Raw genomic sequence first — 23,757 nt, forward strand, 5'->3', positions numbered from 1 at the left:
CTATCTACCGATTCATATATTGCTGTACTGAAACTTCATCTAGGTTCTTGTTTTCAAACCTTTTTTGTTCAACTTCATATTGTTGAAACTTTTTTTCTTTCATTTTTTCATATTTTTTTAAATCAACTGTTGAGGTTAACAATAATTGCTGTTTTTCGTTCATGGACGACCTCGCATAGTGTGTTGATTCTTGAAGTCGGTCGATTTGGAGTTGTAAAAATCGTAAAGCTTCTTCCGTCTGTTGAATAATAGAAATTGGTACACCTTTTCCAATATTCTCTTCATAAGTCTGCAAAATCTCTTCCTTCTTTTTTAATACATGATATAATTCCGTTGCTACTTCTTCGAATTTGCGCATTGCGTCCTGGTATTCTAATTGAGCTTCCATTTTATTATGCTCTTTCATCTCAAGAACTTTTTGTAATGTAAATTGAAAACTCATTATGTTACCCCTTTCCCAAACTCCTCTAATAGTTGAGCTACAGCATCATCAAAGGTTATACTCCCGTCCACTTCTTGCTTCAGAAAATTTATAATGCTTGGATGACGATTTATTGCTTCATCAATTAGTTGGTTGGTACCCCTTTTATAAGCTCCAATACTAATCAAATCCTCTGAATCTTGATAGGTAGCTAGTAACTTTCTCAAATTGTCTGCTGCCTTGCGATGCTGCTCAGAAACTATATCGTTCATAATTCGACTTATACTTGTTAAAACATTAATAGCTGGAAACTGACCTTTATTTGCTAGCTTCCGATCTAATACAAGATGTCCATCTAAAATTCCCCTCACAGTATCAGATATCGGTTCATTTAAATCATCTCCGTCAACTAATACAGTATAAAAGGCAGTAATAGTACCATACTCATTTGTTCCGCTTCGTTCTAAGAGACGTGGTAGTAGGGCAAACACAGAAGGTGTATAACCTTTCGTTGTTGGCGGTTCACCAGTAGCTAAACCAATTTCCCTTTGCGCCATTGCTACACGTGTAACGGAATCCATCATTAATGTGACATTTAACCCTTGATTCCGAAAATATTCTGCTATTGCAGTTGCCGTGAAAGCGCCTTTAATTCTCATTAGTGCTGGCTGGTCTGAAGTGGCCACAACCACGATTGAATTTTTTAAACCTTCTTCTCCAAGATCCCTTTCTACGAAATCCCTTACTTCTCTTCCACGTTCTCCAATTAGAGCTATGACATTTATATCTGCATCAGATTTCTTTGCAATCATCGCCATGAGCGTACTTTTACCTACTCCGCTTCCTGCAAAGATCCCGACACGTTGCCCTTTTCCCACTGTGAATAGTCCATCAATAGCACGTACTCCTAAGCTCAAAGGTTCCGTTATTCTCGGCCTCTTTAGAGGGTTTGGTGGTGGATTATCAGTTGGGTATGGTAAGGTCCCCTTCGCTAACCCTTGGTTGTCGTAGGAGCGCCCTATTCCATCTATAACTTTTCCAATTAGGCTTGTCCCTATATTAACTTGTAGAGATTTACTGGTTGCTTCCACCAAACATCCAGGGGAAATATCATGAATTTGATCAAATGGCATCAAAAGAACATTTTCTTCACGAAACCCCACTACCTCTACCATCACTTTCCTATTAGATGGTGGTCCTACATGGATATAACAAATCTCTCCAATTGAAACTTGAGGACCTTTAGATTCAATCATAAGACCTACTAGTTGCTTTACTTTTCCAAAATGAACTAATGAAGGTATCGAATCTATTTCCTGAACAAGTTGATCAAATTTCATTTGCGACACCCTCATTTAACTTACTAACTAGTACTCTTTTCATTTCGTTTAACTGGCTATCTAGGCTAGCGTCTACCTGCCCGAAAGGGGTTTCAATAATGCAACTTGATTCAGATAAAGTATTATCTGGGTATATATATAATTTGTTCGTATGGAGTGCCAGTTGTTTGAGCTCATCAAGATGTTGCAATGTTAATTCATACCAATGAGGGTTTACATAAATCCTAACTTCTTCTTGACCCCTAATTTCCATTACCGCTTCTCTTAATAAATGCACCCATGCTTCATTCGTTTCATTAAATGTATTTCCGATAATTTTTTTTGCAAGCTTAATGGCTAATTCAAGCATTTCTTCTTCAGAATCTTCTATATGTTTATAGTAGTCTTCCTCAGCCTTTGCAACGATTTCTTTCGCCTTTTGAATGCAAGTTTCATAATCTTGTTGACCTTTGAGAAGGCCATCTTGGTAACCTCTTTCAGTTCCTGCCTCAAAAGCTTCAGCATATCGCTTTTCAGCCTCTTGTTCTATTTGAGCCTGGTACATTTCAATTTCCTCTTTCATAGACTCCACTTGGAACTTAGCTTCATCAATTAAAAGTTGTGCTTCCGCTTCTGCTTGCTTCATTAACTCCCCTCGTTCTACATAGTGAACTTGACGAGCTACTGAATGATCATTATCATTTACATCTCCATCATAAGTATTTGGAAAAACAATCGATTTCACTTTTATTTCCTTGGAGCTAGGAGATGCTTGAATGGCGTTATTAGATTTAATCAATTTAGACAATGATATCATCTCCTCCACCACGTGCAATAACGATCTCACCAGCGTCCTCTAAACGGCGAATCACACCAACAATACGTGTTTGAGCTTCCTCCACATCTCGAAGTCTAACAGGGCCCATAAACTCCATTTCATCTTTAAAGGTTTCGACCATCCTTTGACTCATATTATTAAAGACAGTCTCTTTTACCTCATCACTTGCAACTTTCAATGCAAGTTGTAAATCTTCGTTCTCTACATCACGTATAACTCTTTGAATAGAGCGATTGTCTAATGTAACAATATCCTCAAATACAAACATTCTCTTTTTGATCTCTTCCGCCAGCTCTGGGTCTTGTATTTCTAGTGCATCTAAAATCGTGCGTTCTGTGCTTCTATCTACACTATTTAATACTTCCACAACAGATTCAACACCACCAGCTTGCGTGTAATCTTGGGTCACTGTAGCTGAGAGCTTCTGCTCTAATATACTTTCTACTTCATTTACTATTTCCGGTGAAGTACTATCCATTAAAGCAATTCTTCTAGCAATATCAGCCTGTAATTCTTGCGGTAATTCAGATAGTATTTGACCTGCTTGCTCACTTTCCAAATAAGATAAAATTAATGCAATTGTTTGCGGGTGCTCATTTTGAATAAAGTTTAATATCTGTGTCGGATCAGCTTTTCTAGCAAAGTCAAATGGCTTCACCTGTAAGGTCGAAGTGAGACGATTAATAATTTGCATAGCCTCATCTTCCCCTAGTGCCTTTTCTAAGACACTCTTTGCGTATCCAATACCACCTTGGGTTATATAGTCTTGTGCAAGAGCTAACTGATGAAATTGATCCAACACTTCTTCCTTCGTTTGATTATCGACCTTCCTCACACCAGCTATCTCAAGTGTAAGTTTCTCTATTTCCTCTTCTGATAAATGTTTATATACATTCGCTGAGACATCAGGTCCTAAAGAGATCAATAGTATCGCAACTTTCTCTCGGCCTGTTAGCTGCTTTTTTTTCGCCATTGTTCTCCCCCCTTAGTCTTCAGAAAGCCACGTGCGAACTAGTTTTGAAAACTCATCTGGTTTTTCCTTCGCCAGTTTTTCCAACTGTTTCCTACGTACTTTTTCTTCTGAATCTTTTTCTTCCATCATCGTTAAATCTTGAATTTCTTCCTGTTCAATAGTTTCCTCTTCAATCGTTTCCTCTACAGTCCTTCTTCCTTTTCGTATCAGTAAGAACAATAGTAAAATGATTAAGACAACTAATCCTCCTACAATGTAATACCATAATGGAGTACCAGCCTCTTCAGGTATTTCTAATTCCACTTTTCCAAGAAACTGTGATTGTGATACAAATATTCGTTCATTAATATCTTGCTGCTCCCAATTCGCAGTGTACTCTTGATCAATGGAAGTACGAACAATTTGACCAAGAATTTGCTGAATATCATCTAGTCTTTCAGCGGGTAATGAAGCTGGGTTTTCAGGATCCGGAGGTTCAACCATCACTTGTATTCCAATGTCTCTTATCTTATAAGGACTTTCAACAATTTCACGTTGAATTCGGTTCACATCATTATTAATTCTTTCTTCCATCCGTTCATAATCCCCAGAACCAGTTACACCAGCTCCAGGATATCCAGGAATATCAGTTTCTCCAGTCCCTGGAATACCACCTTCAGGAACGTCTTCCCCAGTGTATGTCTCTGTGATTCGCTCCACACTAACAGCAATTCCAGACATGTTCTCTTCATTGACAGGAGTTACAAGTTGTTCCTGTCTATTTTCCTGTGTGAAGTCTAAATCTGTACTAACAGTTACTAGCACCTTGTCAGGCCCCATTAACGTCCCTAACATTTGTTGTACTTGCCTTTGTATATCCTTTTCTATGTCTCTTTGAATATTTCGCTGCTGCTCATACATGGAAAAGGTAGTATTTACCTCAGCTTGATCGTCAAATAGTTCCATGTATCTCGACATTTGGTCCATTATTACAATATTTTCTACAGGTAAATTCGGTACACTTCTTGATGCTAGGTGATAAAGTGCCCTAATTTGCTCTTGATCCAACCTGTAACCAGTTTGAAGATTCAAAGTAATTGCTGCAGTTGCTTCCTGCCCTTGATCTGACAACCAAATACTTTCTTCAGGAAGTGTAATCATTACATGTGCTGCATTTATTCCATCTATACTTCGGAAAAGATCCTCTAGCGATGTTTGGATCGCTGCTCGTTCTAGAAGGCTAAATTCATTATCCGTTGTACCAAACCCCATACTATCCCTAAATGTACCGTAATCGATCCTTCCACTATTAGGTACTCCTTCTGCTGCTAAACTCACCTTTAAGTCATTCACATGATTGTGAGGAACAAGGATTGTCGTACCATTATCAGCAATTTCAGAAGGAACTCCCCTCGAATCGAGAACTTCCTTTATTTCCCCAGTTTCTTGTATCGTCAAATTGGAATACAGTGGGACATATGTTGTTCGAGTCCCAAACCACATGAACGTCAGGGTTAACAAAAGGATTATGATGACAGAAGAAATTATTAATTGTTTCTCCTTTTTCGATCTCCCTTGCCAGAACTCGGTTGTTGTTTTTTTTTAGGCCTGCCATTTTTTCGTTCATGATTCCTCCAACTAATTCCAAAAAGATTTGTATAAGACAAAAAAATAATTAAAAATATACTCAAAAAATGAAATATACATCCGATAAATATATTAGAGCAAAATTAAACTTGCATTCTCATGACTTCTTGATAAGCTTCAATGACTTTATTTCTAATTTCAACAGTGGTTTGGAGTGTAATACTCGCTTGCTGTGCAGTAATCATTACATCGTGCAGGTCAACATTTTCTCCCCTAACAACTTTTTCAGTCATTTTCTGAGAATTTACTTGTGATTGATTTACATTTGTAATCGCTTCATTTAACCAGTTTTTAAAAGAAGTCTGCGCTTCATGTGGAGTTAACTTGTTTCCAAGATTTTGCGGCTTCATGATTGATTGTAATTGCTGCATATTTTGTAATTTGTTAATTTCCATTAATTATGACCCTCCACCTTAAAATTATCTACCGATTTCTAATGCCTTTAACAACATGTTTTTATGGGCATCAAATGTTGTCACATTCGCTTCGTATGATCTTGTAGTGCTCATCAAATCAACCATTTCCTTTAAAGGGTCCACATTAGGCATGGAAACATAACCATCTTCATTTGCATCAGGATGGTCAGGTTGAAAAACTAATTTAAATGGTGTTTGATCTTCAGCGATTTGACTTATTTTTACTCCCGAACCACTGGTGGAGTTATTACCCATAGCCCGTTGTAAATGGGAAGAAAATGCAGATCCATTTGGTTCCATCACTACCATCTTCCTTCGGTAAGGTTGCCACTCGCCCTCTACCATTCTACCTCGTGTCGTTTCTGCATTTGCCATATTGGAGGAAATGACATCCATTCTAAGTCGTTGGGCTGTCAATGCAGAAGCTGTTATATTCATACCATTAAATATTGACATCAACCATTACCTCCCTTGTCCTAATACTGTACGAATACTATTGAATCTTCCATTCATTCGATCAATCAATGTATTGTAATATATTTGATTCTGGGCCAAATCGGCCATCTCTATATCAATATCCACATTATTTCCGTTATGGTTCATTTGTGTATTAGATCTCTCTACGACTCGAGCACTAGGGATATTGTCACTCCCACCAAATTCAAAATGCCGTGAATCAGTACGAAATGATTGCAATCTATGTGCATCACTAGCACGTTCCAATTCATGGGCAAAAACTGTTTTTTTGGCTTTGTAGTTTGGAGTATCTGCGTTTGCAATATTGTTAGCAATTGTCTTTTGTCGGGTCATTGCTGATGACATAGCTGTTTGTAATAAAGCATTCGTAGAATTATTAATTAAGTTCATTTGAACTCCCACTCCCTCACTCCAAGCTTTCAATACTTGGATAATATTTGTATATGTACCATAATACGCCAATAAAAACCTATTATTCTAGTAAATTCTATGACTTTCTACAAAAATCGAGTTATTAACTACAAATTGTATTTTATATCAATATGCAAGACTTGTCTAACAGTCTTTGAAATTAAATGAGTTCAATATAAAAGACCTAGTCCCGTTTATGAGGATAGTCACGTATACATAAAAAAAGAAAGTACCAGGTACATGAGTACATGATACTTTCTTGATATGTTTAGTAAATATCGTATAGAGCTTTGGTAATTAATAATCACCAATCTATGTTGGTTATTATACTAATTATTTGATGAAATTAATTAATTTTTCATTTTGTCTAATTCTACTAAGAATTTATTATTCAGTACTTTTATATAAGTACCTTTCATTCCTAACGAACGTGACTCAATTACTCCTGCACTTTCTAATTTTCTAAGTGCGTTAACGATTACAGAACGAGTGATTCCTACTCTGTCAGCAATCTTACTAGCTACTAGAAGCCCTTCATTCCCGTCTAATTCCTCAAATATATGCTCTACTGCCTCTAATTCACTATAAGAAAGTGAACTAATAGCCATTTGCACTACCGCTTTGCTGCGTGCTTCTTGCTCAATCTCTTCTGTCTTTTCATGTAAAATTTCCATTCCAACTACAGTAGAACCATATTCAGCTAACAATAGGTCATCATTATCAAATGAACGTTCAAGACGAGCTAAAATTAATGTTCCTAATCTCTGACCACCACCAGTGATAGGTACAACAGTTGTTAGTCCTTTTGCAAATAAATCTTTATTTTCTACAGGAAAGGCAGTGAACTCACTGTTAATATCTAAATTAGACGATGTTTCATCAAGTTTAAAAAGACCTTGTGTATATTCCTCTGGGAACTGTCTTTCTTCTAGCATTTGCTTCATTCGAGGGTTTTCAATTTCCTGTTTTATTGAATAACCCAATAATTTCCCACGACGACTAACAATAAATACATTCGCTTCGATTACATCTCGAAGGGTTTCTGCCATATCCTTAAAGTTTACTGATTGACCAGCACTCGTTTGAAGCAATTCATTAATTTTTCTTGTTTTTGATAATAAATCCATTTCTTCTCCTCCAATAGTTATAAAATGTACTGACTTAAATCGCGATTCTTAACTACATTTTGTAGCTTATCCTCAACATACTCATCTGTGATTACTATTTCTTCCATTGTTATTTCTGATGCTTCGAATGAAAGATCTTCTAATAGCTTTTCTAAAATCGTATGGAGTCTGCGCGCACCGATATTTTCAGTTTCATCATTTACTTCCGTAGCGATTTTAGCTATTTTATGAATAGCATCGTCAGAAAATTTCAATTTTATTCCTTCTGTTTCTAATAATGCTTGATATTGTTTCGTTAATGCATTATTTGGGTCAACCAATATTCGTATAAAATCATCCACTGTTAAGCTAGATAGCTCAACACGAATTGGAAATCTCCCCTGCAATTCTGGAATTAAATCAGAAGGTTTTGAAAAGTGAAAAGCCCCTGCTGCAACAAATAGTACATGATCCGTCTTCACTGGTCCGTACTTTGTCATTACCGTTGATCCTTCGACAATTGGTAGAATATCTCGTTGGACACCTTCCCTCGAAACATCGGCAGACTGTTGCTGACTTTTTCCGGCAACCTTATCAATCTCGTCAATAAAAATGATTCCCAATTGTTCAGCTTTTGAAACTGCATCTTGTGTGACTTCATCCATATCGATCAATTTTTGTGCCTCATCATCAGTTAGGACTTTACGCGCTTCCTTTACGGCCATCTTCCTTCGTTTTTTACGTTTTGGTACCATGCTTCCAAGCATATCTTGCATGTTCATTCCCATTTGGTCCATTCCTGCACCTTGAAACATATCAAAAAAGTTCCCTTGTTGTTGTTCATCTACCTCAATAGTAACCAAGGTATCTTCTAATTCACCCATCGCCAATTGATGGCTAATACGTTTTCTACGATCACGGACTGACTCTTCTTCTACAGTGTCCTCCTGGTCAGGCTGTTCTCCTTGGGAACCTTGGAATAACATCTCCAATGGGTTACGATAGGACGTTTCCTTTTTCTTAGCAGGCACCAACAATTCAACAAGTCTTTGATTTGCATTTTCTTCTGCCTGTTTTTTTACTTTTTGCATTTTTTCTTCTTTTACAAGACGGATAGATGTCTCCACTAAATCCCTAACCATCGATTCCACATCGCGACCTACATAACCAACCTCAGTAAACTTAGTAGCTTCCACTTTCACAAAGGGCGCACCTACTAATTTAGCAAGGCGTCGTGCTAGTTCAGTCTTACCAACACCAGTGGGACCGATCATAAGAATATTTTTCGGAGTGATTTCTTCTCTCATCGTTTCTTCTAATTGGTTTCTACGATATCGATTCCGAAGGGCTACTGCCACTGACTTTTTCGCTTTATCTTGACCAACAATATATTGATCTAGCTTTTCAACTATTTGTCGTGGAGTTAATTTTTCACTCATCTAAATTCCTCCCTTATACTTGCTAACTAAGGCACCATTTCTCTTTACAATTCTTCAACGATAATTTGGTCATTCGTATAAACACATATATCAGCAGCAGTCTTTAACGCTTCATATGCAATATCTTTCGCGGAAAGATCACTACCATATTTCTTTAAAGCTCTACCAGCGGCAAGAGCATAGTTGCCACCTGAACCTATCGCTAAAATCCCATCATCAGGTTCTATTACTTCTCCAGTACCGGCTATGAGATATAAATTAGATTGATCCATTACAATAAGCATAGCCTCAAGTTTTCTTAATACTCTGTCACTACGCCAGTCTTTTGCAAGTTCAACGGCAGCCCTTTGTAGATTACCCCCGAACTCTTCCAGCTTCTGCTCGAACTTTTCGTATAATGTAAATGCATCAGCAACTGATCCGGCAAAACCAGCAATTACTTTCCCACGATATAACTTACGTACCTTCTTTGCAGTGTGTTTCATCACAACTGCATTACCAAAGGTTACTTGGCCATCCCCTGCCATTGCGCAATTCCCTTTATGTTTTACAGCGAATATAGTCGTACCGCGAATCTGCTCCATAGTATCCTCCTTTATCAAGCTCTCGGATGTGATGATCTATAAACTTCAGTCAAACGATCCTTTGTACCATGCGCATATCTTTGTGTAGAAGAAGAGGTGCTGTGCCCTAAAAGTTCTTGAACTGTTCGGAAATCAGCCCCTTCATTTAACATATGTGTAGCAAAGGTATGTCTTATGACATCTGGACTAATTTTCATGATATTAGAGGTATTTTCCATCAACTTACTCAATACCACTCTAACACCCCTGTCAGTAATTCTCCCACCACGATAGTTAAGAAATAATGCTTTTTCACTTGATATTCTTTGTAAAATCTTTGGTCTTCCATTAGTTAAATAATTCTCTAATGCTTCCATTGCTAAACTGCCAACTGGTACATACCTTTCTCTTCTACCTTTTCCATTAACATGTATTGTACCAATATCCTTATCATAGTCACTTATGTTCAGATCTACACATTCACTAACACGAATGCCCGTTGCGTATAACAGTTCGATTAGAGCCAAGTTCCTTTTCCCTAATGCTTCTGTAGTATCAATTGAATCAAATAGAGAATTGATTTCCTTTTCGGCAAAAACAGGGGGCGAGCCCTTTCTACTGTTTGAAACCGCAATCATGTTAAAGGGGTTTTGAGAAACCGCTCCTTCTTTCAATAAATATTTATAGAAAGACCGTAAAGCTGACACTCTTCTCGCAATTGACTTTCTTGAATAGGCGCGATAAATGAGATCATTCAAATACTCTCGTACTTCTGTGTATGTATGCTCAACATTAGTTGTACGGCTTTCAAAAAAATAGTAAAAGTCATTAATATCTCTTTGATAATTTTTAATTGTGTGGACTGATACACCTTTTTCAATTTGCAGATATTGTATAAACTGTTTAACCCACTCCTGGTTCATTTATACCCAAACCTTTATTCATTTTTAAAAGCTACTAAATAGTAACACAATTTAGTAGCCCTTTCAATAAAGTTTACAATTTTTTCACAAAATTCTGAATTGTTCCCAATGCACGTTCAGCATGCTGTTCGTTTCTTTCTTTCTTGTTCCTAATCCTTTTTTCAAAAGGAGGTAATAAGCCGAAGTTAGCATTGATCGGTTGAAAGTTATCAGGATTTGCAGTAGTAATATAATGAGCCATTGCCCCAATAACTGTTTCCTCTGGGAATGTAACTGTATCTTGTCCACTAACAAATCTTGCTGCATTAATTCCTGCAACTAATCCAGCAGCGGCAGATTCCACGTATCCTTCAACTCCAGTCATTTGACCGGCAAAGAATAAATCGTCACGATGCTTATATTGATAAGTTGCATTCAGCAGGTTAGGAGAGTTTATGAAAGTGTTTCTATGCATCACACCGTACCTAACGATTTCAGCATTTTCAAGCCCAGGAATTAATTGAATAACCTCTTTTTGTGGACCCCACTTCATATGTGTCTGAAAACCAACAATATTATATAGCGTACCAGAACTATTGTCCTGACGCAATTGAACCACTGCAAATGGACGCTTATCTGTTTTTGGATCTTCCAGCCCAACTGGTTTTAATGGTCCAAACAGCATTGTTTTACGTCCCCGCTTTGCCATCACCTCGATCGGCATACACCCTTCAAAGAACATCTCTTTTTCAAATTCTTTTACAGGTACAGTTTCCGCCTCTATTAATGCATTGTAAAAGCGATCAAATTCCTCTTCCGTCATAGGACAATTTAAGTATGCTGCTTCCCCTTTATCATAACGGGATTTTAAATACACCTTTTCACGATCAATGGAGTCAGTTTCTATTATTGGCGCAGCAGCATCGTAAAAGTATAAGTATTCTTCACCTGTCAATGCCTTCAATTCATTGGAAAGACTTTCAGATGTTAGGGGACCTGTAGCAATGATAGTAGGTCCTTCAGGTATTCCAGTCACTTCTTCACTAAATACAGTAACAAGTTCATGATTTTTTACGGATTCAGTAACATGGGCTGCGAATTCATGGCGATCCACTGCAAGGGCACCTCCTGCAGGAACTTTACAATGATCTGCCGATTGTATAATTACTGAATCTAGCTTTCTCATCTCTTCCTTAAGTACACCTACAGCATTTGTAAGTGTATCAGCTCTTAAAGAGTTACTGCAGACAAGCTCTGCAAATTTATCTGTATGATGAGCAGGTGTTTGCTTTTTAGGTCTCATCTCATAAAGGTGAACTGGAATGCCCCTTTTCGCTAGCTGCCATGCGGCTTCACTCCCTGCCAATCCGGCACCAATGACATTTACATGTTGTTTCACAAATGAATCCTCCTATCAAGAAAGGCTTCAGCCAAGCGTACTGCTTTAGAAGCTCAAATCGTTAGAATATTTTTCTCTAAAAACTTCAATAAAGTTTAAAGAGCCAATGATATAGAAAAGTGCAGTGTCCCACTCAAATAGATGCCTCACTGTAAAATATCAGGCAACTACTGTCTTGGAAGACATTGCACTTTAGTAAATTAATACAGTCAATAAATAAATATACATGACTCTATTTAAACTTTCAACTTTTTAGTTTTGACTTTCTTTATAGTCACAGTGAACACATTGAACATTTGTCCCTTTTTTCGATTTCTTCTCCACTAGCATATGGTCACATTTCGGACAAGTTCGCGCAATCGGTTTATCCCAAGATAGAAACTCACACTCTGGATAACGATCACACCCATAAAAAATTCTTCGTTTTTTACTTCTGCGTTCTACGATATTTCCTTCTTTACATTCAGGACATTTCACACCGACTTCTTTTATGATCGCCTTCGTATTTCTACATTCTGGGAAATTAGAACATGCCATAAACTTACCGAAGCGTCCCATCTTGTAGACCATTTCATGGCCACATTTCTCACAGTCTTCTCCAGCAGGTTCATCTTTAATTTCCACTTCTTCCATCTCTTCTTCCGCTTTCTTCAAGCGTTTTTCGAAGTCACCATAAAAATGGTCTATAACTTTAATCCAATTCTCTTCCCCATCTTCAACAGAATCAAGATCATTTTCCATTTTCGCTGTGAAATCTACATTTAGAATCTCTGGAAAGAATTCCTCAATTAACTCTAATACTATTTCACCCAGTTCTGTTGGAATAAATCGTTTTTCTTCAAGGGCGACATACCCACGACGCTGAATCGTATCTAATGTCGGTGCATAGGTAGAAGGCCTTCCTATACCTAACTCCTCCATTGTTTTTACAAGTCTCGCCTCCGTATAACGTGGTGGAGGCTGGGTAAAGTGTTGATTAGGCTCAATCGTTTCAGATTTCACTAGCTCACCTTCATTCATTTCAGGTAGCAGTTTATCCTCTTCTTTTTTCCCATCATCATTACCTTCAATATAAACCTTCATAAATCCTGGGAATTTCAATTTAGAACCATTTGCCCTAAAAACAACACCATTATTGTCAATATCAACAGACATTGTATCGAGAATAGCAGGTGCCATTTGGCTAGCAACAAGTCTCTCCCATATAAGCTTATATAGTCTTAACTGATCTCGACTAAGGTAAGACTTCACTGTTTTAGGGTCCAACATAACAGAGGTTGGGCGGATAGCTTCGTGTGCATCTTGTGTTTTTGCACCCTTTTTTTCCTTTGCTTTCTCTGTATTTAAATACTCTTTACCATAGTTAGATTCAATGTATTGAGCTGTTTCTCCTTTAGCAGTGTCAGATATTCTAGTAGAGTCCGTTCTCATATAAGTAATGAGACCAACCGTACCTTCTTTACCTATATCCACCCCTTCATATAACTGTTGTGCTAGCATCATCGTTTTCTTGGCCCGGAAATTTAACTTCCTAGCTGCTTCCTGTTGTAATGACGATGTAGTAAAAGGAACAACAGGGTTTCTTTTACGTTCCTTCTTCTTTACTTGCGCAATTTTAAAGGAGTCACCAGACAATGCTTGTAAAACTTTGTCCACATCTTCTTTAGACTTTAAATCTTTCTTTTCACCGTTAATGGAAACAAATTTTGCTACAAACTCTTCCTTATCCTTATGGAGTTTGGCTTCAATCGTCCAGTATTCTTCTGGCTCAAAAGCATTAATCTCTTTCTCCCTATCAATAATCATCTTTACTGCCACAGACTGTACTCTTCCTGCACTTAAACCCTTTTTCACCTTTTTCCAAAGCAATGGGCTAATGTTGTATCCAACTAGTCGGTCAAGTACACGTCTTGCCTGTTGAGCATCTACAAGATTCATATCAATCTTTCGCGGTGTCTTAAAAGAGTCTTTTATTGCCTGTTTCGTAATTTCATTAAATACAACGCGACATTTTGAATCTTCATCAATTTTTAAGCTGTGAGCTAGATGCCAGGCGATTGCCTCCCCTTCACGATCGGGGTCGGCTGCAAGATAAATGCGTTTTGCCTTTTTAGCAGCTGCTTTTAATTCTTTGAGAATCGGTCCCTTGCCACGAATTGTTATATATTTAGGATTATATCCATCTTCCACATCAACACCCATTTGACTTTTTGGTAAATCAATTACATGTCCCATTGATGCTTTTACAGTATATTTTTTACCCAAATATTTTCCGATTGTTTTCGCTTTTGCGGGCGATTCCACGATCACTAAGTAATCGGACATACCCAAAATCCTCCCCCTTTAGAGGTTAACTTTATTCCTTTATCCTAATAAATCCTCACTAAAAAAATTGTAAAGTAAAATCTTCCCTATTATTAAACACTATTTCACGATTTGTCAAACATGTTTTGATTAATTTTTTGAAATTTTCTTTCCTACCCTCACTCATAACAAGGATTTTAATCAAAAAAATTATTTGAATTTTTAAATTTTGCGAACACTTAAATTCTTCACAACCTCCCCTTTTTTTTATACTATCTATTAAAAATATTCTTCCAAAATATCATTACCATGTAGTATCATTTTTGCACCTTCTTGTATTAACTTATTCGTCCCTATTGATTCTTCACTAAAAATACGCCCAGGAAAAGCATAAACATCTCGTCCTTGTTGAAGAGCTAAGTCACTTGTTATTAAGGAACCACTCCGTTCCTTTGCTTCAACAACTAAAGTCCCTCTTGAAAGACCGCTTATTAACCTGTTACGTTCTGGAAATTGCCATTTTTGTGGACGTACGTAAGGAGGATATTCCGACATGAGTAAATGATCTTTTTTCATAGATTGGAACAAATCTTTATTAGAAAGGGGATAGATATGGTCTAAACCATATGCTAAAACACCAATGGTATGTCCGTTGTATAGTATCGTAGTTTCATGGGCCATTTTATCAACTCCTAATGCCATACCACTAACGATAACAATATTCCGCTCTAGTACAGGTTGTAGAACTTTTTCTAGCTCGTCTTTTATGTAGTGACTTGGGTGTCTAGTGCCAACGACACTTAAATGATGAGGTAGTGAAAAAAGCTGTTTATTTCCTTGATAGTAAATGATTAGGGGGGGATCATAGATTGTTTTCAGTAAAGGTGGGTAATCAGCATCGAAGATAGAAATATAGTTGATACCTTTGTTATTGTATTCTATTTTCAGTTTTTCACAATTTACTTCTTTTAAAAGACGTATGAACTGTATCGCTTGTTTTTGTGGGAAATGACATTTTTTTATAAGATCCCACTCATCCATTTTATATACCTCGGTCAATGTCGGATCTTGTTGAAAAATATTTGTTACGATTCTACAATTACCGTAGCAGCAATAATGGATATGTAAAAGACGATCGATAATTTTATTCATTTTGTTTCGACCCTTCCTCACGATTATTTTTTTATCCAATTAAAAATCGCATTTCAAAATTAAACTCACTACAGAGACTCGCTTTTATCACAAGCACATGTAAAACATCTGCTCATTCTTCGCAGTGTTTGCTTTGCAGTTAATCCCACAGGAACCAGTGTAACTTCGACACCAATGCGAGATGTTTCTACTTTTCCTGATACTCCCACACCTAAAGGAATGGGGTTCTAGTTTACTTATATACTACTCCGATATTCTCACTAAAAGAGAATGAACTCTTCAAGTTACAACACATCAGAACTCATATATGTTCAACTAGGCTTTTACGAACAAAGAAAACTCTGTTTCTATTAGCATTCGTTTCGGTTCGTTCCTAAACCGATATTCATCTTTAAACGCCCATGCTAACGGGTGTTTTTTCTTTCAATTTCAACCGTACTATCTCTAAATCATGCATGGACCTAAATTGATCGAAACTCTGGTTACACCTATCTCTATCTATTTCGTTTAAGTTATTTTTACAGTTCATTAACAGTAATGCAGAGTATAAATCTCTTTGTATTTTGTAAAATCCAAAATCAATCCATCTTTCATGAAGACGTTTCTTTTCCTGTAAAAGTCTAAATTTGATTATTAAACGTTATTAGTGATTTGGGATTTTTATCGATAAGTTTCTAAGGAATAAAAAGAGGATTTAATTAATAGAAGGCCTAGATCCCCTAGAGACAAATCTAGGGGAGTAGGCAATGAAGAATCTTATTTATGTGTCACACATTGTTCGTAAAGGCCTGTTTCCTTCAGGACTTTGATTAATGTTTCACCCATAACTGCTGGCGTTTCTGCTACCTCCACACCACAAGACTGGAGTGTTTTAATCTTCTCAGCAGCTGTTCCTTTACCACCTGAAATAATAGCTCCAGCATGGCCCATACGTTTCCCAGGAGGTGCAGTTTGACCACCTATAAACCCGACTACTGGTTTTTTCATATTTGCTTTGATCCACTCTGCTGCTTCTTCCTCAGCTGTACCACCGATCTCACCGATCATTATCACAGCATAGGTATCAGGATCTTCATTGAATAGCTTCAATGTATCTATGAAATTAGTTCCATTAACTGGGTCCCCACCAATTCCTACAGCAGTTGATTGTCCAATCCCCTCTGTTGAGAGCTGATGAACCGCCTCATAAGTTAATGTACCAGATCTTGATACTACACCTACATGTCCTTTTTTATGAATATAACCAGGCATAATACCGATTTTACATTCTTCAGGTGTGATAACTCCAGGACAGTTTGGTCCTATTAATCGAGTATCCTTACCTTCCAAATAACGTTTAACCTTTATCATGTCAGTTACTGGAATACCTTCAGTAATTGTGATAACAAGCTCTACTCCTGCATCTGCCGCTTCCATAATTGCATCAGCTGCAAACGGAGGTGGAACGTAGATAACAGATGCATTTGCTCCAGTTTTTGCAACAGCGTCAGAAACCGTATCAAATACAGGTATTCCTTCCACTTCTGTTCCGCCTTTTCCTGGTGTTACACCGCCAACGATATTCGTTCCATATTCCACAGCCTGCTTAGTGTGAAATAGACCTGTAGCACCTGTAATCCCTTGAACAATAACTTTCGTGTCCTTATTGATTAAAATGCTCATATTTTATCCCGCCTTTCCTACGCTTTAACTAGAGAAACGATTTTTTCTGCTCCATCGGCCATTGAATCTGCCGCTGTAATATCTAGTCCTGATTCTTTTAAAATTTTCTTTCCTAGATCAACGTTCGTTCCTTCTAAACGTACAACGAGAGGAATATTTAATCCCACTTCCTTCGTCGCCGCTACAACACCTTCTGCGATAACATCACATTTCATAATTCCACCAAAAATGTTGACATATATTCCTTTAACATCTTCATCAGAAAGTATGATTTTGAATGCTTCTGTTACCTTTTCTTTTGTTGCGCCGCCACCAACATCAAGGAAGTTGGCAGGATCACCATTATAATGTTTGATGATATCCATCGTTGCCATTGCAAGTCCTGCACCATTTACCATACATCCGATATTACCGTCTAATGAAATATAACTTAAGTCAAACTTAGAAGCTTCTATTTCTTTAGGATCTTCTTCATCTAAATCACGATATTCTAATACAGCCTTTTGTCTGAATAAAGCATTAGAGTCAAAATTAAGTTTTGCATCCAGTGCCATTACTTTACCATCTCCTGTTGTTACAAGAGGGTTAATTTCAGCAATAGAACAATCTTTATCAACAAACACTTGGTATAGACCCATCATAAATTTAACCGCTTCCCTGACTAACTCTTTAGGAATGTTAATGTTAAATGCTAGTCTTCTAGCCTGGTATGGCATGAGTCCAACAACTGGATCTACTACTTCCTTAAATATTTTCTCAGGAGTTTTCTCAGCAACTTCTTCAATTTCAGTACCACCTTCTTCTGATCCCATCATTACAACACGATCAGTGGCACGGTCAACTACAAGTCCAATGTAATATTCACTTTTAATATCACATCCTTCTTCGATAAGCAGTCTCTTAACTTCCTTACCTTCAGGACCCGTCTGATGTGTGACTAATGTCTTCCCAAGGATGTCATCAGCGTATGTACGTACCTCCTCTAAGCTTTTAGCTACCTTAACCCCTCCGGCTTTACCTCTTCCACCTGCATGGATTTGTGCCTTTACAACGGTTACATCAGTCCCTAAAGATTTTGCAGCCTCTACTGCTTCTTCAACAGAATAAGCAACTTTACCATTCGGAACTGCCACGCCGTAGCTTCTTAGAATTTCTTTACCTTGATACTCATGGATATTCATAGCCATCCTCCTTACTGAGTAATTAATGTGAATGTTCATTCACATCACTGGTTTTGAATCATACACTTCATATTTGTATGATCTGTTCCATACATGGATTCGCTAAATTGATCACAAATCCCTTTATCAAACTATTATGCTCGGGCGAAAATCATGTGAAAATAATATGAAACACCCATTTATCACACAATGCTTATTTTACTATACTTTTCGACAATTTTGTGAATAATAAGCTCACTTTTGCATTAATACGGAATAATCTAAATAATTAAAATATTACAAATTCTAAGTTATAGGCTATATTGAAAAAAATTTGTGGAGGATTGCGGTTCGCCCGCGGCAAAGAAGACACTGCGAAGAATGAGCAGAAGTCGCACTTGTACCTTGCGTGAAAACGAGTAGACTGTAGTTTAACTTATTTTAGGGTAGCTATCTGATACTCCCACTAAAAGGAGTGGGCTTTCACGTTCGGGAAGATGTAAAAAAGCTGGGACATAAATGTATTCCATTTTACTTGTCCCAGCCTCATTCTATTGTCTTGAATTATTTCATTTTACTCTTTATCATTCCATTTTTTTTCACCAACTTGGTGTGTTGGGTGCATAAACCTTTCACCAGGCATTCCACGATAAGGCATATGTGTCTCTAACTCCATCTTTGTACTATTATCATCATTCAATAAGGGGGCTTCTTCTTCCTCCACCCAATGATCTCCAGACATGATCGCAGGGTCAATAGTATCGTCCCAATGGTCTAATGGAGTCTCTGGGTTGGGTTCGAATTCTCTCTTTTTCTTCATCCTTATCGCTTCTCTTCATTCTTTTGCTTTACTATTTTTTTTGTGACACTATTCATATGTGCTTTCTGGTCCGTTTGAAGCGTTGATTGAAACACACCAAATTCTTGTGCGATTTCTTCTCTATGACTGTTAATAAAGTCATCCATTCCATCAACAACTAATTTTGATCGTTCTTTTGCCATGGTCATCATCCCTCCTTTTTTTCTTATGATGACCTAAAAATAGTAAAAGAAACTTAGGAATGTTTTCCTTTCTTTGACTGATCAAGTTTATATATAAAAGAAAAAATTTCTGCTACAACTTCATAAAGTGCAGGAGGGATACGTTGATTCATTTCGAGCTGAGACAAGAGTTCTACGAGGGAAGCGTCCTCCTGAATTGGAATATTTGCTTCTTCTGCCCTTTTAACAATTTCAGCTGCTCTATAGCCTTTCCCCTTTGCTTTGACAACGGGGGCTGCATCAATCTCCTTCTCATAACCTAGTGCAACTGCCTTTTGATGTCTAATGGAGCTTTGACCTTTAGTCATATTCGTATATCAACTCCTTGCGTGGAGTAATCGTGAGTTGTGGTCACTTTTTTAAGTGTCGACTTCTCTTCTGGATTTTTCCATTGAATGGAAGACAATGTATAGTCGTGTACTGCTAAATTTCTTTTTAGAAGCATATGCCAATAGGCTTGAAGCTCTAGTGGTTTTTGTTGCTCATTATATATAATTAATGAGACTATTTTAGTTTGAATTTGCACATCTATAACCGTTTCCTGTAAAAATTCTAGATCGAGAAAGAAAATGATACGACAGTGTTCCTCATCGATTTCACCATTTTTCTTTCTTTTGCCAACCCATTGAATTGTCCAGTCACGATATTCCCCTCCAAGCATAATTGGAATTTGAAATATCGTATGTAATATAGGACCTTCTTCATTAGAAAGCAACTGCAGTGCTGTTAGTCTATTTAAAATGAATGCTGCATGGTTCTGTAACCATCCGTGTTGCGGTGAACTGTTTTGGAGATATTGTAATAACAATGATTTCAAGTTAGGTTGAAATGCTTTTTCCACAATATCACGTTCATGTTGAAGCCCCATTTGAATAAACAGATCACTAATGAGTGATCCTTTAAAAGGTAGGTTATGAGTGCTCCCCTTTCCTAAACCAATTTGCACCAATTGCTGCAGTATTTCTTTCAGTTGTATGTGTGACTCATCATCTGATTGAGCTAAACCTTTTTGCAATGCATACACTGACTGAGCTAGTGTACTATCGTTGTGCAAACCACTTAGGCTCAAGAAAACCTCCTTTGTTAAAGGGAGGTTATGTTTTAACATTTGCAATAGTATCTGATAGGAATCCTCTATAGACTTTGCAAATGAAGCATGTAACAATGCACCACCATCTACTATGTTCTGCTTAGTAAATGGAATGTTATCTTGAATCAATCGTTGTACCAACTGCTCATAAGGACCACCAGTATTTGAAGGAGATAAGCCAAGCTTAGTTAAAAGGGGCTTAATGGTTTCAAATCCTTTATTATTATGTAGGGGTATATCTTCCAGAACCTTCAGCTTTGGAACTCCTTCCATTCCAACTACACGAAACCAATAATCCTTCCCTTTTTCTAGCTGTGCTTCTAATCTTGCAGTTAATGTAATAGTACCAAGTTTCATCTGTGCTAATTGATTAGGGTACCAATGTGTCACCCTTCCAGTAAATAATTGCCCAGTTCTCAACTGAAGCTTCTTCTCAGCAGCAGTTGGTATGGTCTGCATGATTTGATTAATCTGATTTAACATGAAACCACCCCTTAACTGTTAATAACTAAATAAATTATTTGAGTATTCCTTTACTGGAGCAAATGATTGCCGATGCTCATTTGTTATACCGAAGTTTTTTAGCGCCTCAAGATGCTCTTTCGTCCCATAGCCCATATTGCTTTCAAACCCGTATTGCGGATGGGTGACAGCCAGTTCCTCCATATAGCTATCTCTCGTGACCTTTGCAATTACAGACGCTGCTGCAATACTCACACTTTTAGAATCGCCCTTAATGAGTGAAGTTTGAGGTACTATAACAGGTAACTTCATAGCATCTAGGAGTAAATAGTCTAAAGGTACCTCTATTTGCCTAATTGCCCGTTCCATAGCAAGTTTCGTAGCTTGATAGATATTATGTTGATCAATTTCTTCTGCGCTAGCTGTACCAATGCCAATAGCTAAAGCTTCGGACTGTATGATTTCAAAAATTTCTTCTCTCTTTTGTTTCGTTAATTTTTTTGAATCCGTTAGTCCAGGCAAGAAAAAATCTTTAGAAATAACGACACACGAAGCGATCACAGGACCTGCAAGTGGGCCTCTCCCCACTTCATCAACTCCTCCTATAAACTGATATCCTTGTTCCCAATACATCTCCTCATAATATCTCATATCCATAAATTGTTGCTTTAAATTTTCAGTTCTTTCATAATTTTTTTCCCATACTTTTAACAGTTTCTGCACACCTTTTCTATCGTCTTCCTGTAAAACCTTCAAAAATTCATCTTCTTTACTAGTAATTTCCCCTAATCTATTTTTCACTTCTTTTATTGATAAATCAGTCATCTTACACCTCTCTAATTACATAAAGTTACAGCTAGTCTCTATAATATTACTATCGGATTGCTCCAGTTATTTTTTAAATGGATGATCTATGTTTAAAGAACACTTTCGTAAAAGTTTTGTCAACGTAGCCAAATTGAAAAAGACACGCATAGCATGCGTGTCTTTTATGACTCAGTAGGAATTTCCAAAGAGATTTGTCCTAACATTCCTGAACGAAATTCTCTAAATAAGATTTCCGCCACACGATCATAATCAACGAGACCTCCAGACATAAGGCACCCTCTCTTCTTTCCTATCTCATCATAAATTTCCACCACATCATCTGAAATCTCAGTTAATCCATATCTTTTTTTGAGCCGTTCTGGGTATTGCTCTTTAAGGTAGCGCAAAAGAAAAACAGTTGTATCTTGTAAATCAAGAATTTCCTCTTTTATAGCACCTGTTAACGCTAATCGATACCCGACCGCTTGGTCTTCAAATTTAGGCCATAAAATACCTGGCGTATCTAATAATTCCATTTCTTTTCCTACTTTAATCCACTGCTGTGCCTTTGTAATACCTGGTCTATCACCTATCTTAGCAATTTTCTTTCCTGCTAGACGATTTATTATTGTAGATTTACCTACGTTAGGTATTCCAAGGATAAGAGCACGAATAGCTCTTGGATTCATCCCTTTAGCCCTCATTTTATCTGTTAATGGCTTGGCTAATAACTGAACCTCTTGAGAAATCGCCTTCACCCCTGTACCTTTTTGAGCATCTATTTGTAAAACAGCATTACCTTTTTTTTCAAAGTAGACTTTCCAATTCTTTGTATGATTTGGATCTGCTAAATCGGATTTATTTAACAGAATAAGCCTTGGTTTTCCTTGTGCTAATTCATCTATCACCGGGTTCCTAGAAGACAGGGGAATCCGTGCATCTACTAACTCAATTACAACATCGATTAATTTTAACTTTTCTTTCGCTTCACGCCTCGCCTTTGCCATGTGGCCAGGGTACCATTGAATTGTCATAGTAACACTCCTACTCTACAATACGAACATCATTTAGGGGCCAGAAAACAAAGTTAGCCTTACCAACTACTTCATCATATGGAACGACACCTATATCACGACTATCCTTACTATGCTGCCGATTATCTCCTAATACGAAAATATGTCCTTCTGGAACACGTTCGTACGGCGTAACTTCACTTAAGTGGAAATTACCTGTGTATGGAAATCTTGTAGCATTTCGTTTATATTCATCTAAATAAGGCTCTTCTACAGGAACATCATTAATGTATAACACATCATCTTTATAATATAATGTGTCCCCTGGCAAACCAATTACTCGTTTAATATAGTCTTTATTTTGAGGTGCATGGAATACGACAATATCAAATCTGTCTGGCTCTCCGAGTGTATAACCAATTTTATTTACAATCATGCGATCATTATGTTCTAATGTGGGCATCATTGATTGTCCATCTACAACAATTGGGGCAAAAAAGAAATACCTTATTACAATTGCCAATAATAGGGCTATTGCAATGGCCTTGACCCACTCCCACGATTCAGATGTTGCCATATACCGTCATCCTCCAGACATTGCTTTTATGTAAGGTTATTTATAAATGTTTCTATTATTTTATTTAAATATTTTATCATACAAAGTAAGATGTTTACTAATCATGAAGATGCAAAAGAAAAAAGAGAGCTTTATAAGCCCCCTTTTTTTGCGATTTATCTTTCTTTAATACGAGCTGCTTTACCGCGAAGTGCACGCAAGTAATATAGCTTCGCACGGCGTACTTTACCACGACGAGATACTTCGATCTTGTCAAGACGTGGTGAGTGAACTGGGAATGTACGTTCAACACCAACACCGTAAGATACCTTACGAACAGTGAATGTTTCGCTGATTCCTGTACCGCGGCGCTTAATTACAACACCTTCGAATACCTGAATTCTTTCACGAGTACCCTCAACAACTTTAACGTGTGCACGCACTGTGTCTCCAGGACGGAAATCAGGAAGATCAGACTTCAATTGTTCTTGTGTAATATCACGAATGATTTGTTCCATTTCTGTTCGCCTCCTTCCCTCCAGACATTCATGCCTACAATTGGGCAGCGGAACATCTTGATCAAATGGCTAAAAGCCACAAGTGTTATAATACCACAGCCT

Annotated in this window: 25 protein-coding genes; all 25 read right to left on the reverse strand. The window is 37.4% G+C overall.

The window, feature by feature from the left end:
* Positions 1 to 4: 4 nt before the first annotated feature.
* Positions 5 to 442, reverse strand: a complete 438-nt coding sequence (fliJ, locus tag BW724_RS13385; RefSeq protein ID WP_088075694.1) for a flagellar export protein FliJ — start codon at positions 440 to 442, stop codon at positions 5 to 7.
* Complete coding sequence (gene fliI, locus BW724_RS13390; RefSeq protein ID WP_088075695.1) at positions 442 to 1,761, reverse strand: flagellar protein export ATPase FliI; 1,320 nt, start codon at positions 1,759 to 1,761, stop codon at positions 442 to 444. The genes fliJ and fliI overlap by 1 nt, the downstream gene beginning before the upstream one ends.
* Entirely contained in the window at positions 1,751 to 2,548 is a 798-nt protein-coding gene (gene fliH / locus BW724_RS13395; RefSeq protein ID WP_176371412.1) for a flagellar assembly protein FliH, read from the reverse strand. The genes fliI and fliH overlap by 11 nt, the downstream gene beginning before the upstream one ends.
* Positions 2,541 to 3,551: a flagellar motor switch protein FliG gene (fliG, locus tag BW724_RS13400; RefSeq protein WP_088075697.1), complete on the reverse strand. Its 1,011-nt coding sequence runs from the start codon at positions 3,549 to 3,551 to the stop codon at positions 2,541 to 2,543. Before fliG ends, fliH begins: the two co-directional genes overlap by 8 nt.
* A gap of 12 nt (positions 3,552 to 3,563) precedes the next feature.
* The gene (gene fliF / locus BW724_RS13405; RefSeq protein WP_216943308.1) at positions 3,564 to 5,078 is read right to left on the reverse strand and encodes a flagellar basal-body MS-ring/collar protein FliF; all 1,515 of its coding nucleotides are present in this window, start codon (positions 5,076 to 5,078) and stop codon (positions 3,564 to 3,566) included.
* A gap of 182 nt (positions 5,079 to 5,260) precedes the next feature.
* Positions 5,261 to 5,572, reverse strand: coding sequence for a flagellar hook-basal body complex protein FliE (fliE, locus tag BW724_RS13410; protein ID WP_088075698.1), 312 nt, complete (start codon positions 5,570 to 5,572; stop codon positions 5,261 to 5,263).
* Between the two features lie 24 nt (positions 5,573 to 5,596).
* On the reverse strand, positions 5,597 to 6,049 hold the full coding sequence (gene flgC, locus BW724_RS13415; protein ID WP_088075699.1) for a flagellar basal body rod protein FlgC: 453 nt from the start codon (positions 6,047 to 6,049) through the stop codon (positions 5,597 to 5,599).
* Between the two features lie 6 nt (positions 6,050 to 6,055).
* A complete protein-coding gene (flgB, locus tag BW724_RS13420) occupies positions 6,056 to 6,460 on the reverse strand; it encodes a flagellar basal body rod protein FlgB (RefSeq protein ID WP_088077921.1) in 405 nt (134 codons plus the stop codon).
* A gap of 371 nt (positions 6,461 to 6,831) precedes the next feature.
* Positions 6,832 to 7,608: a GTP-sensing pleiotropic transcriptional regulator CodY gene (gene codY / locus BW724_RS13425; protein WP_088075700.1), complete on the reverse strand. Its 777-nt coding sequence runs from the start codon at positions 7,606 to 7,608 to the stop codon at positions 6,832 to 6,834.
* Between the two features lie 17 nt (positions 7,609 to 7,625).
* On the reverse strand, positions 7,626 to 9,026 hold the full coding sequence (gene hslU / locus BW724_RS13430; RefSeq protein WP_088075701.1) for an ATP-dependent protease ATPase subunit HslU: 1,401 nt from the start codon (positions 9,024 to 9,026) through the stop codon (positions 7,626 to 7,628).
* A gap of 44 nt (positions 9,027 to 9,070) precedes the next feature.
* Positions 9,071 to 9,610, reverse strand: a complete 540-nt coding sequence (hslV, locus tag BW724_RS13435) for an ATP-dependent protease subunit HslV (protein ID WP_088075702.1) — start codon at positions 9,608 to 9,610, stop codon at positions 9,071 to 9,073.
* A 14-nt stretch (positions 9,611 to 9,624) separates the two neighbouring features.
* Positions 9,625 to 10,512, reverse strand: a complete 888-nt coding sequence (locus BW724_RS13440; RefSeq protein ID WP_088075703.1) for a tyrosine recombinase — start codon at positions 10,510 to 10,512, stop codon at positions 9,625 to 9,627.
* A 73-nt stretch (positions 10,513 to 10,585) separates the two neighbouring features.
* Entirely contained in the window at positions 10,586 to 11,890 is a 1,305-nt protein-coding gene (trmFO, locus tag BW724_RS13445; RefSeq protein WP_088075704.1) for an FADH(2)-oxidizing methylenetetrahydrofolate--tRNA-(uracil(54)-C(5))-methyltransferase TrmFO, read from the reverse strand.
* A 252-nt stretch (positions 11,891 to 12,142) separates the two neighbouring features.
* Positions 12,143 to 14,215 carry a type I DNA topoisomerase gene (gene topA, locus BW724_RS13450; protein WP_088075705.1) on the reverse strand — a complete coding sequence of 691 codons (2,073 nt, stop codon included), beginning with the start codon at positions 14,213 to 14,215 and terminating at the stop codon, positions 12,143 to 12,145.
* A 258-nt stretch (positions 14,216 to 14,473) separates the two neighbouring features.
* The gene (dprA, locus tag BW724_RS13455; RefSeq protein ID WP_088075706.1) at positions 14,474 to 15,346 is read right to left on the reverse strand and encodes a DNA-processing protein DprA; all 873 of its coding nucleotides are present in this window, start codon (positions 15,344 to 15,346) and stop codon (positions 14,474 to 14,476) included.
* A 756-nt stretch (positions 15,347 to 16,102) separates the two neighbouring features.
* A complete protein-coding gene (gene sucD, locus BW724_RS13460; RefSeq protein WP_088075707.1) occupies positions 16,103 to 17,008 on the reverse strand; it encodes a succinate--CoA ligase subunit alpha in 906 nt (301 codons plus the stop codon).
* Positions 17,009 to 17,025: 17 nt separating this feature from the next.
* Positions 17,026 to 18,189, reverse strand: a complete 1,164-nt coding sequence (gene sucC / locus BW724_RS13465; protein ID WP_088075708.1) for an ADP-forming succinate--CoA ligase subunit beta — start codon at positions 18,187 to 18,189, stop codon at positions 17,026 to 17,028.
* A gap of 553 nt (positions 18,190 to 18,742) precedes the next feature.
* Positions 18,743 to 18,988, reverse strand: a complete 246-nt coding sequence (locus BW724_RS13470) for a DUF3905 domain-containing protein (protein ID WP_088075709.1) — start codon at positions 18,986 to 18,988, stop codon at positions 18,743 to 18,745.
* A gap of 2 nt (positions 18,989 to 18,990) precedes the next feature.
* Positions 18,991 to 19,170 (reverse strand): hypothetical protein, encoded by a 180-nt coding sequence (locus tag BW724_RS13475; RefSeq protein ID WP_088075710.1) that lies wholly within the window; start codon positions 19,168 to 19,170, stop codon positions 18,991 to 18,993.
* A gap of 53 nt (positions 19,171 to 19,223) precedes the next feature.
* Complete coding sequence (locus BW724_RS13480; RefSeq protein WP_088075711.1) at positions 19,224 to 19,517, reverse strand: EscU/YscU/HrcU family type III secretion system export apparatus switch protein; 294 nt, start codon at positions 19,515 to 19,517, stop codon at positions 19,224 to 19,226.
* Positions 19,514 to 20,782, reverse strand: a complete 1,269-nt coding sequence (locus BW724_RS13485) for a hypothetical protein (RefSeq protein WP_088075712.1) — start codon at positions 20,780 to 20,782, stop codon at positions 19,514 to 19,516. The genes BW724_RS13480 and BW724_RS13485 overlap by 4 nt, the downstream gene beginning before the upstream one ends.
* Before the next feature lie 18 nt (positions 20,783 to 20,800).
* Positions 20,801 to 21,586 (reverse strand): ribonuclease HII, encoded by a 786-nt coding sequence (locus BW724_RS13490; RefSeq protein WP_088075713.1) that lies wholly within the window; start codon positions 21,584 to 21,586, stop codon positions 20,801 to 20,803.
* A 164-nt stretch (positions 21,587 to 21,750) separates the two neighbouring features.
* Positions 21,751 to 22,602, reverse strand: coding sequence for a ribosome biogenesis GTPase YlqF (gene ylqF / locus BW724_RS13495; RefSeq protein ID WP_088075714.1), 852 nt, complete (start codon positions 22,600 to 22,602; stop codon positions 21,751 to 21,753).
* Between the two features lie 10 nt (positions 22,603 to 22,612).
* Positions 22,613 to 23,158 carry a signal peptidase I gene (gene lepB, locus BW724_RS13500; protein ID WP_088075715.1) on the reverse strand — a complete coding sequence of 182 codons (546 nt, stop codon included), beginning with the start codon at positions 23,156 to 23,158 and terminating at the stop codon, positions 22,613 to 22,615.
* Positions 23,159 to 23,313: 155 nt separating this feature from the next.
* Positions 23,314 to 23,655, reverse strand: a complete 342-nt coding sequence (gene rplS / locus BW724_RS13505; protein ID WP_088075716.1) for a 50S ribosomal protein L19 — start codon at positions 23,653 to 23,655, stop codon at positions 23,314 to 23,316.
* Positions 23,656 to 23,757: the final 102 nt, after the last annotated feature.

The sequence above is a fragment of the Litchfieldia alkalitelluris genome (assembly GCF_002153425.1).
In the GTDB taxonomy this organism is placed as follows: domain Bacteria; phylum Bacillota; class Bacilli; order Bacillales; family Salisediminibacteriaceae; genus Evansella; species Evansella alkalicola.

Bases quoted from the DNA above. Each gene is read 5' to 3' on its own strand.
- fliE (WP_088075698.1), bottom strand. From the start codon at position 5,572: ATGGAAATTAACAAATTACAAAATATGCAGCAATTACAATCAATCATG.
- flgC (WP_088075699.1), bottom strand. From the start codon at position 6,049: ATGTCAATATTTAATGGTATGAATATAACAGCTTCTGCATTGACAGCC.
- BW724_RS13485 (WP_088075712.1), bottom strand. From the start codon at position 20,782: ATGTTAAATCAGATTAATCAAATCATGCAGACCATACCAACTGCTGCT.
- BW724_RS13490 (WP_088075713.1), bottom strand. From the start codon at position 21,586: ATGACTGATTTATCAATAAAAGAAGTGAAAAATAGATTAGGGGAAATT.
- codY (WP_088075700.1), bottom strand. From the start codon at position 7,608: ATGGATTTATTATCAAAAACAAGAAAAATTAATGAATTGCTTCAAACG.
- BW724_RS13440 (WP_088075703.1), bottom strand. From the start codon at position 10,512: ATGAACCAGGAGTGGGTTAAACAGTTTATACAATATCTGCAAATTGAA.
- BW724_RS13470 (WP_088075709.1), bottom strand. From the start codon at position 18,988: ATGAAGAAAAAGAGAGAATTCGAACCCAACCCAGAGACTCCATTAGAC.
- dprA (WP_088075706.1), bottom strand. From the start codon at position 15,346: ATGAATAAAATTATCGATCGTCTTTTACATATCCATTATTGCTGCTAC.
- lepB (WP_088075715.1), bottom strand. From the start codon at position 23,158: ATGGCAACATCTGAATCGTGGGAGTGGGTCAAGGCCATTGCAATAGCC.
- rplS (WP_088075716.1), bottom strand. From the start codon at position 23,655: ATGGAACAAATCATTCGTGATATTACACAAGAACAATTGAAGTCTGAT.
- hslU (WP_088075701.1), bottom strand. From the start codon at position 9,026: ATGAGTGAAAAATTAACTCCACGACAAATAGTTGAAAAGCTAGATCAA.
- fliI (WP_088075695.1), bottom strand. From the start codon at position 1,761: ATGAAATTTGATCAACTTGTTCAGGAAATAGATTCGATACCTTCATTA.
- fliG (WP_088075697.1), bottom strand. From the start codon at position 3,551: ATGGCGAAAAAAAAGCAGCTAACAGGCCGAGAGAAAGTTGCGATACTA.
- topA (WP_088075705.1), bottom strand. From the start codon at position 14,215: ATGTCCGATTACTTAGTGATCGTGGAATCGCCCGCAAAAGCGAAAACA.
- sucD (WP_088075707.1), bottom strand. From the start codon at position 17,008: ATGAGCATTTTAATCAATAAGGACACGAAAGTTATTGTTCAAGGGATT.
- ylqF (WP_088075714.1), bottom strand. From the start codon at position 22,602: ATGACAATTCAATGGTACCCTGGCCACATGGCAAAGGCGAGGCGTGAA.
- BW724_RS13475 (WP_088075710.1), bottom strand. From the start codon at position 19,170: ATGGCAAAAGAACGATCAAAATTAGTTGTTGATGGAATGGATGACTTT.
- fliJ (WP_088075694.1), bottom strand. From the start codon at position 442: ATGAGTTTTCAATTTACATTACAAAAAGTTCTTGAGATGAAAGAGCAT.
- hslV (WP_088075702.1), bottom strand. From the start codon at position 9,610: ATGGAGCAGATTCGCGGTACGACTATATTCGCTGTAAAACATAAAGGG.
- flgB (WP_088077921.1), bottom strand. From the start codon at position 6,460: ATGAACTTAATTAATAATTCTACGAATGCTTTATTACAAACAGCTATG.
- sucC (WP_088075708.1), bottom strand. From the start codon at position 18,189: ATGAATATCCATGAGTATCAAGGTAAAGAAATTCTAAGAAGCTACGGC.
- BW724_RS13480 (WP_088075711.1), bottom strand. From the start codon at position 19,517: ATGACTAAAGGTCAAAGCTCCATTAGACATCAAAAGGCAGTTGCACTA.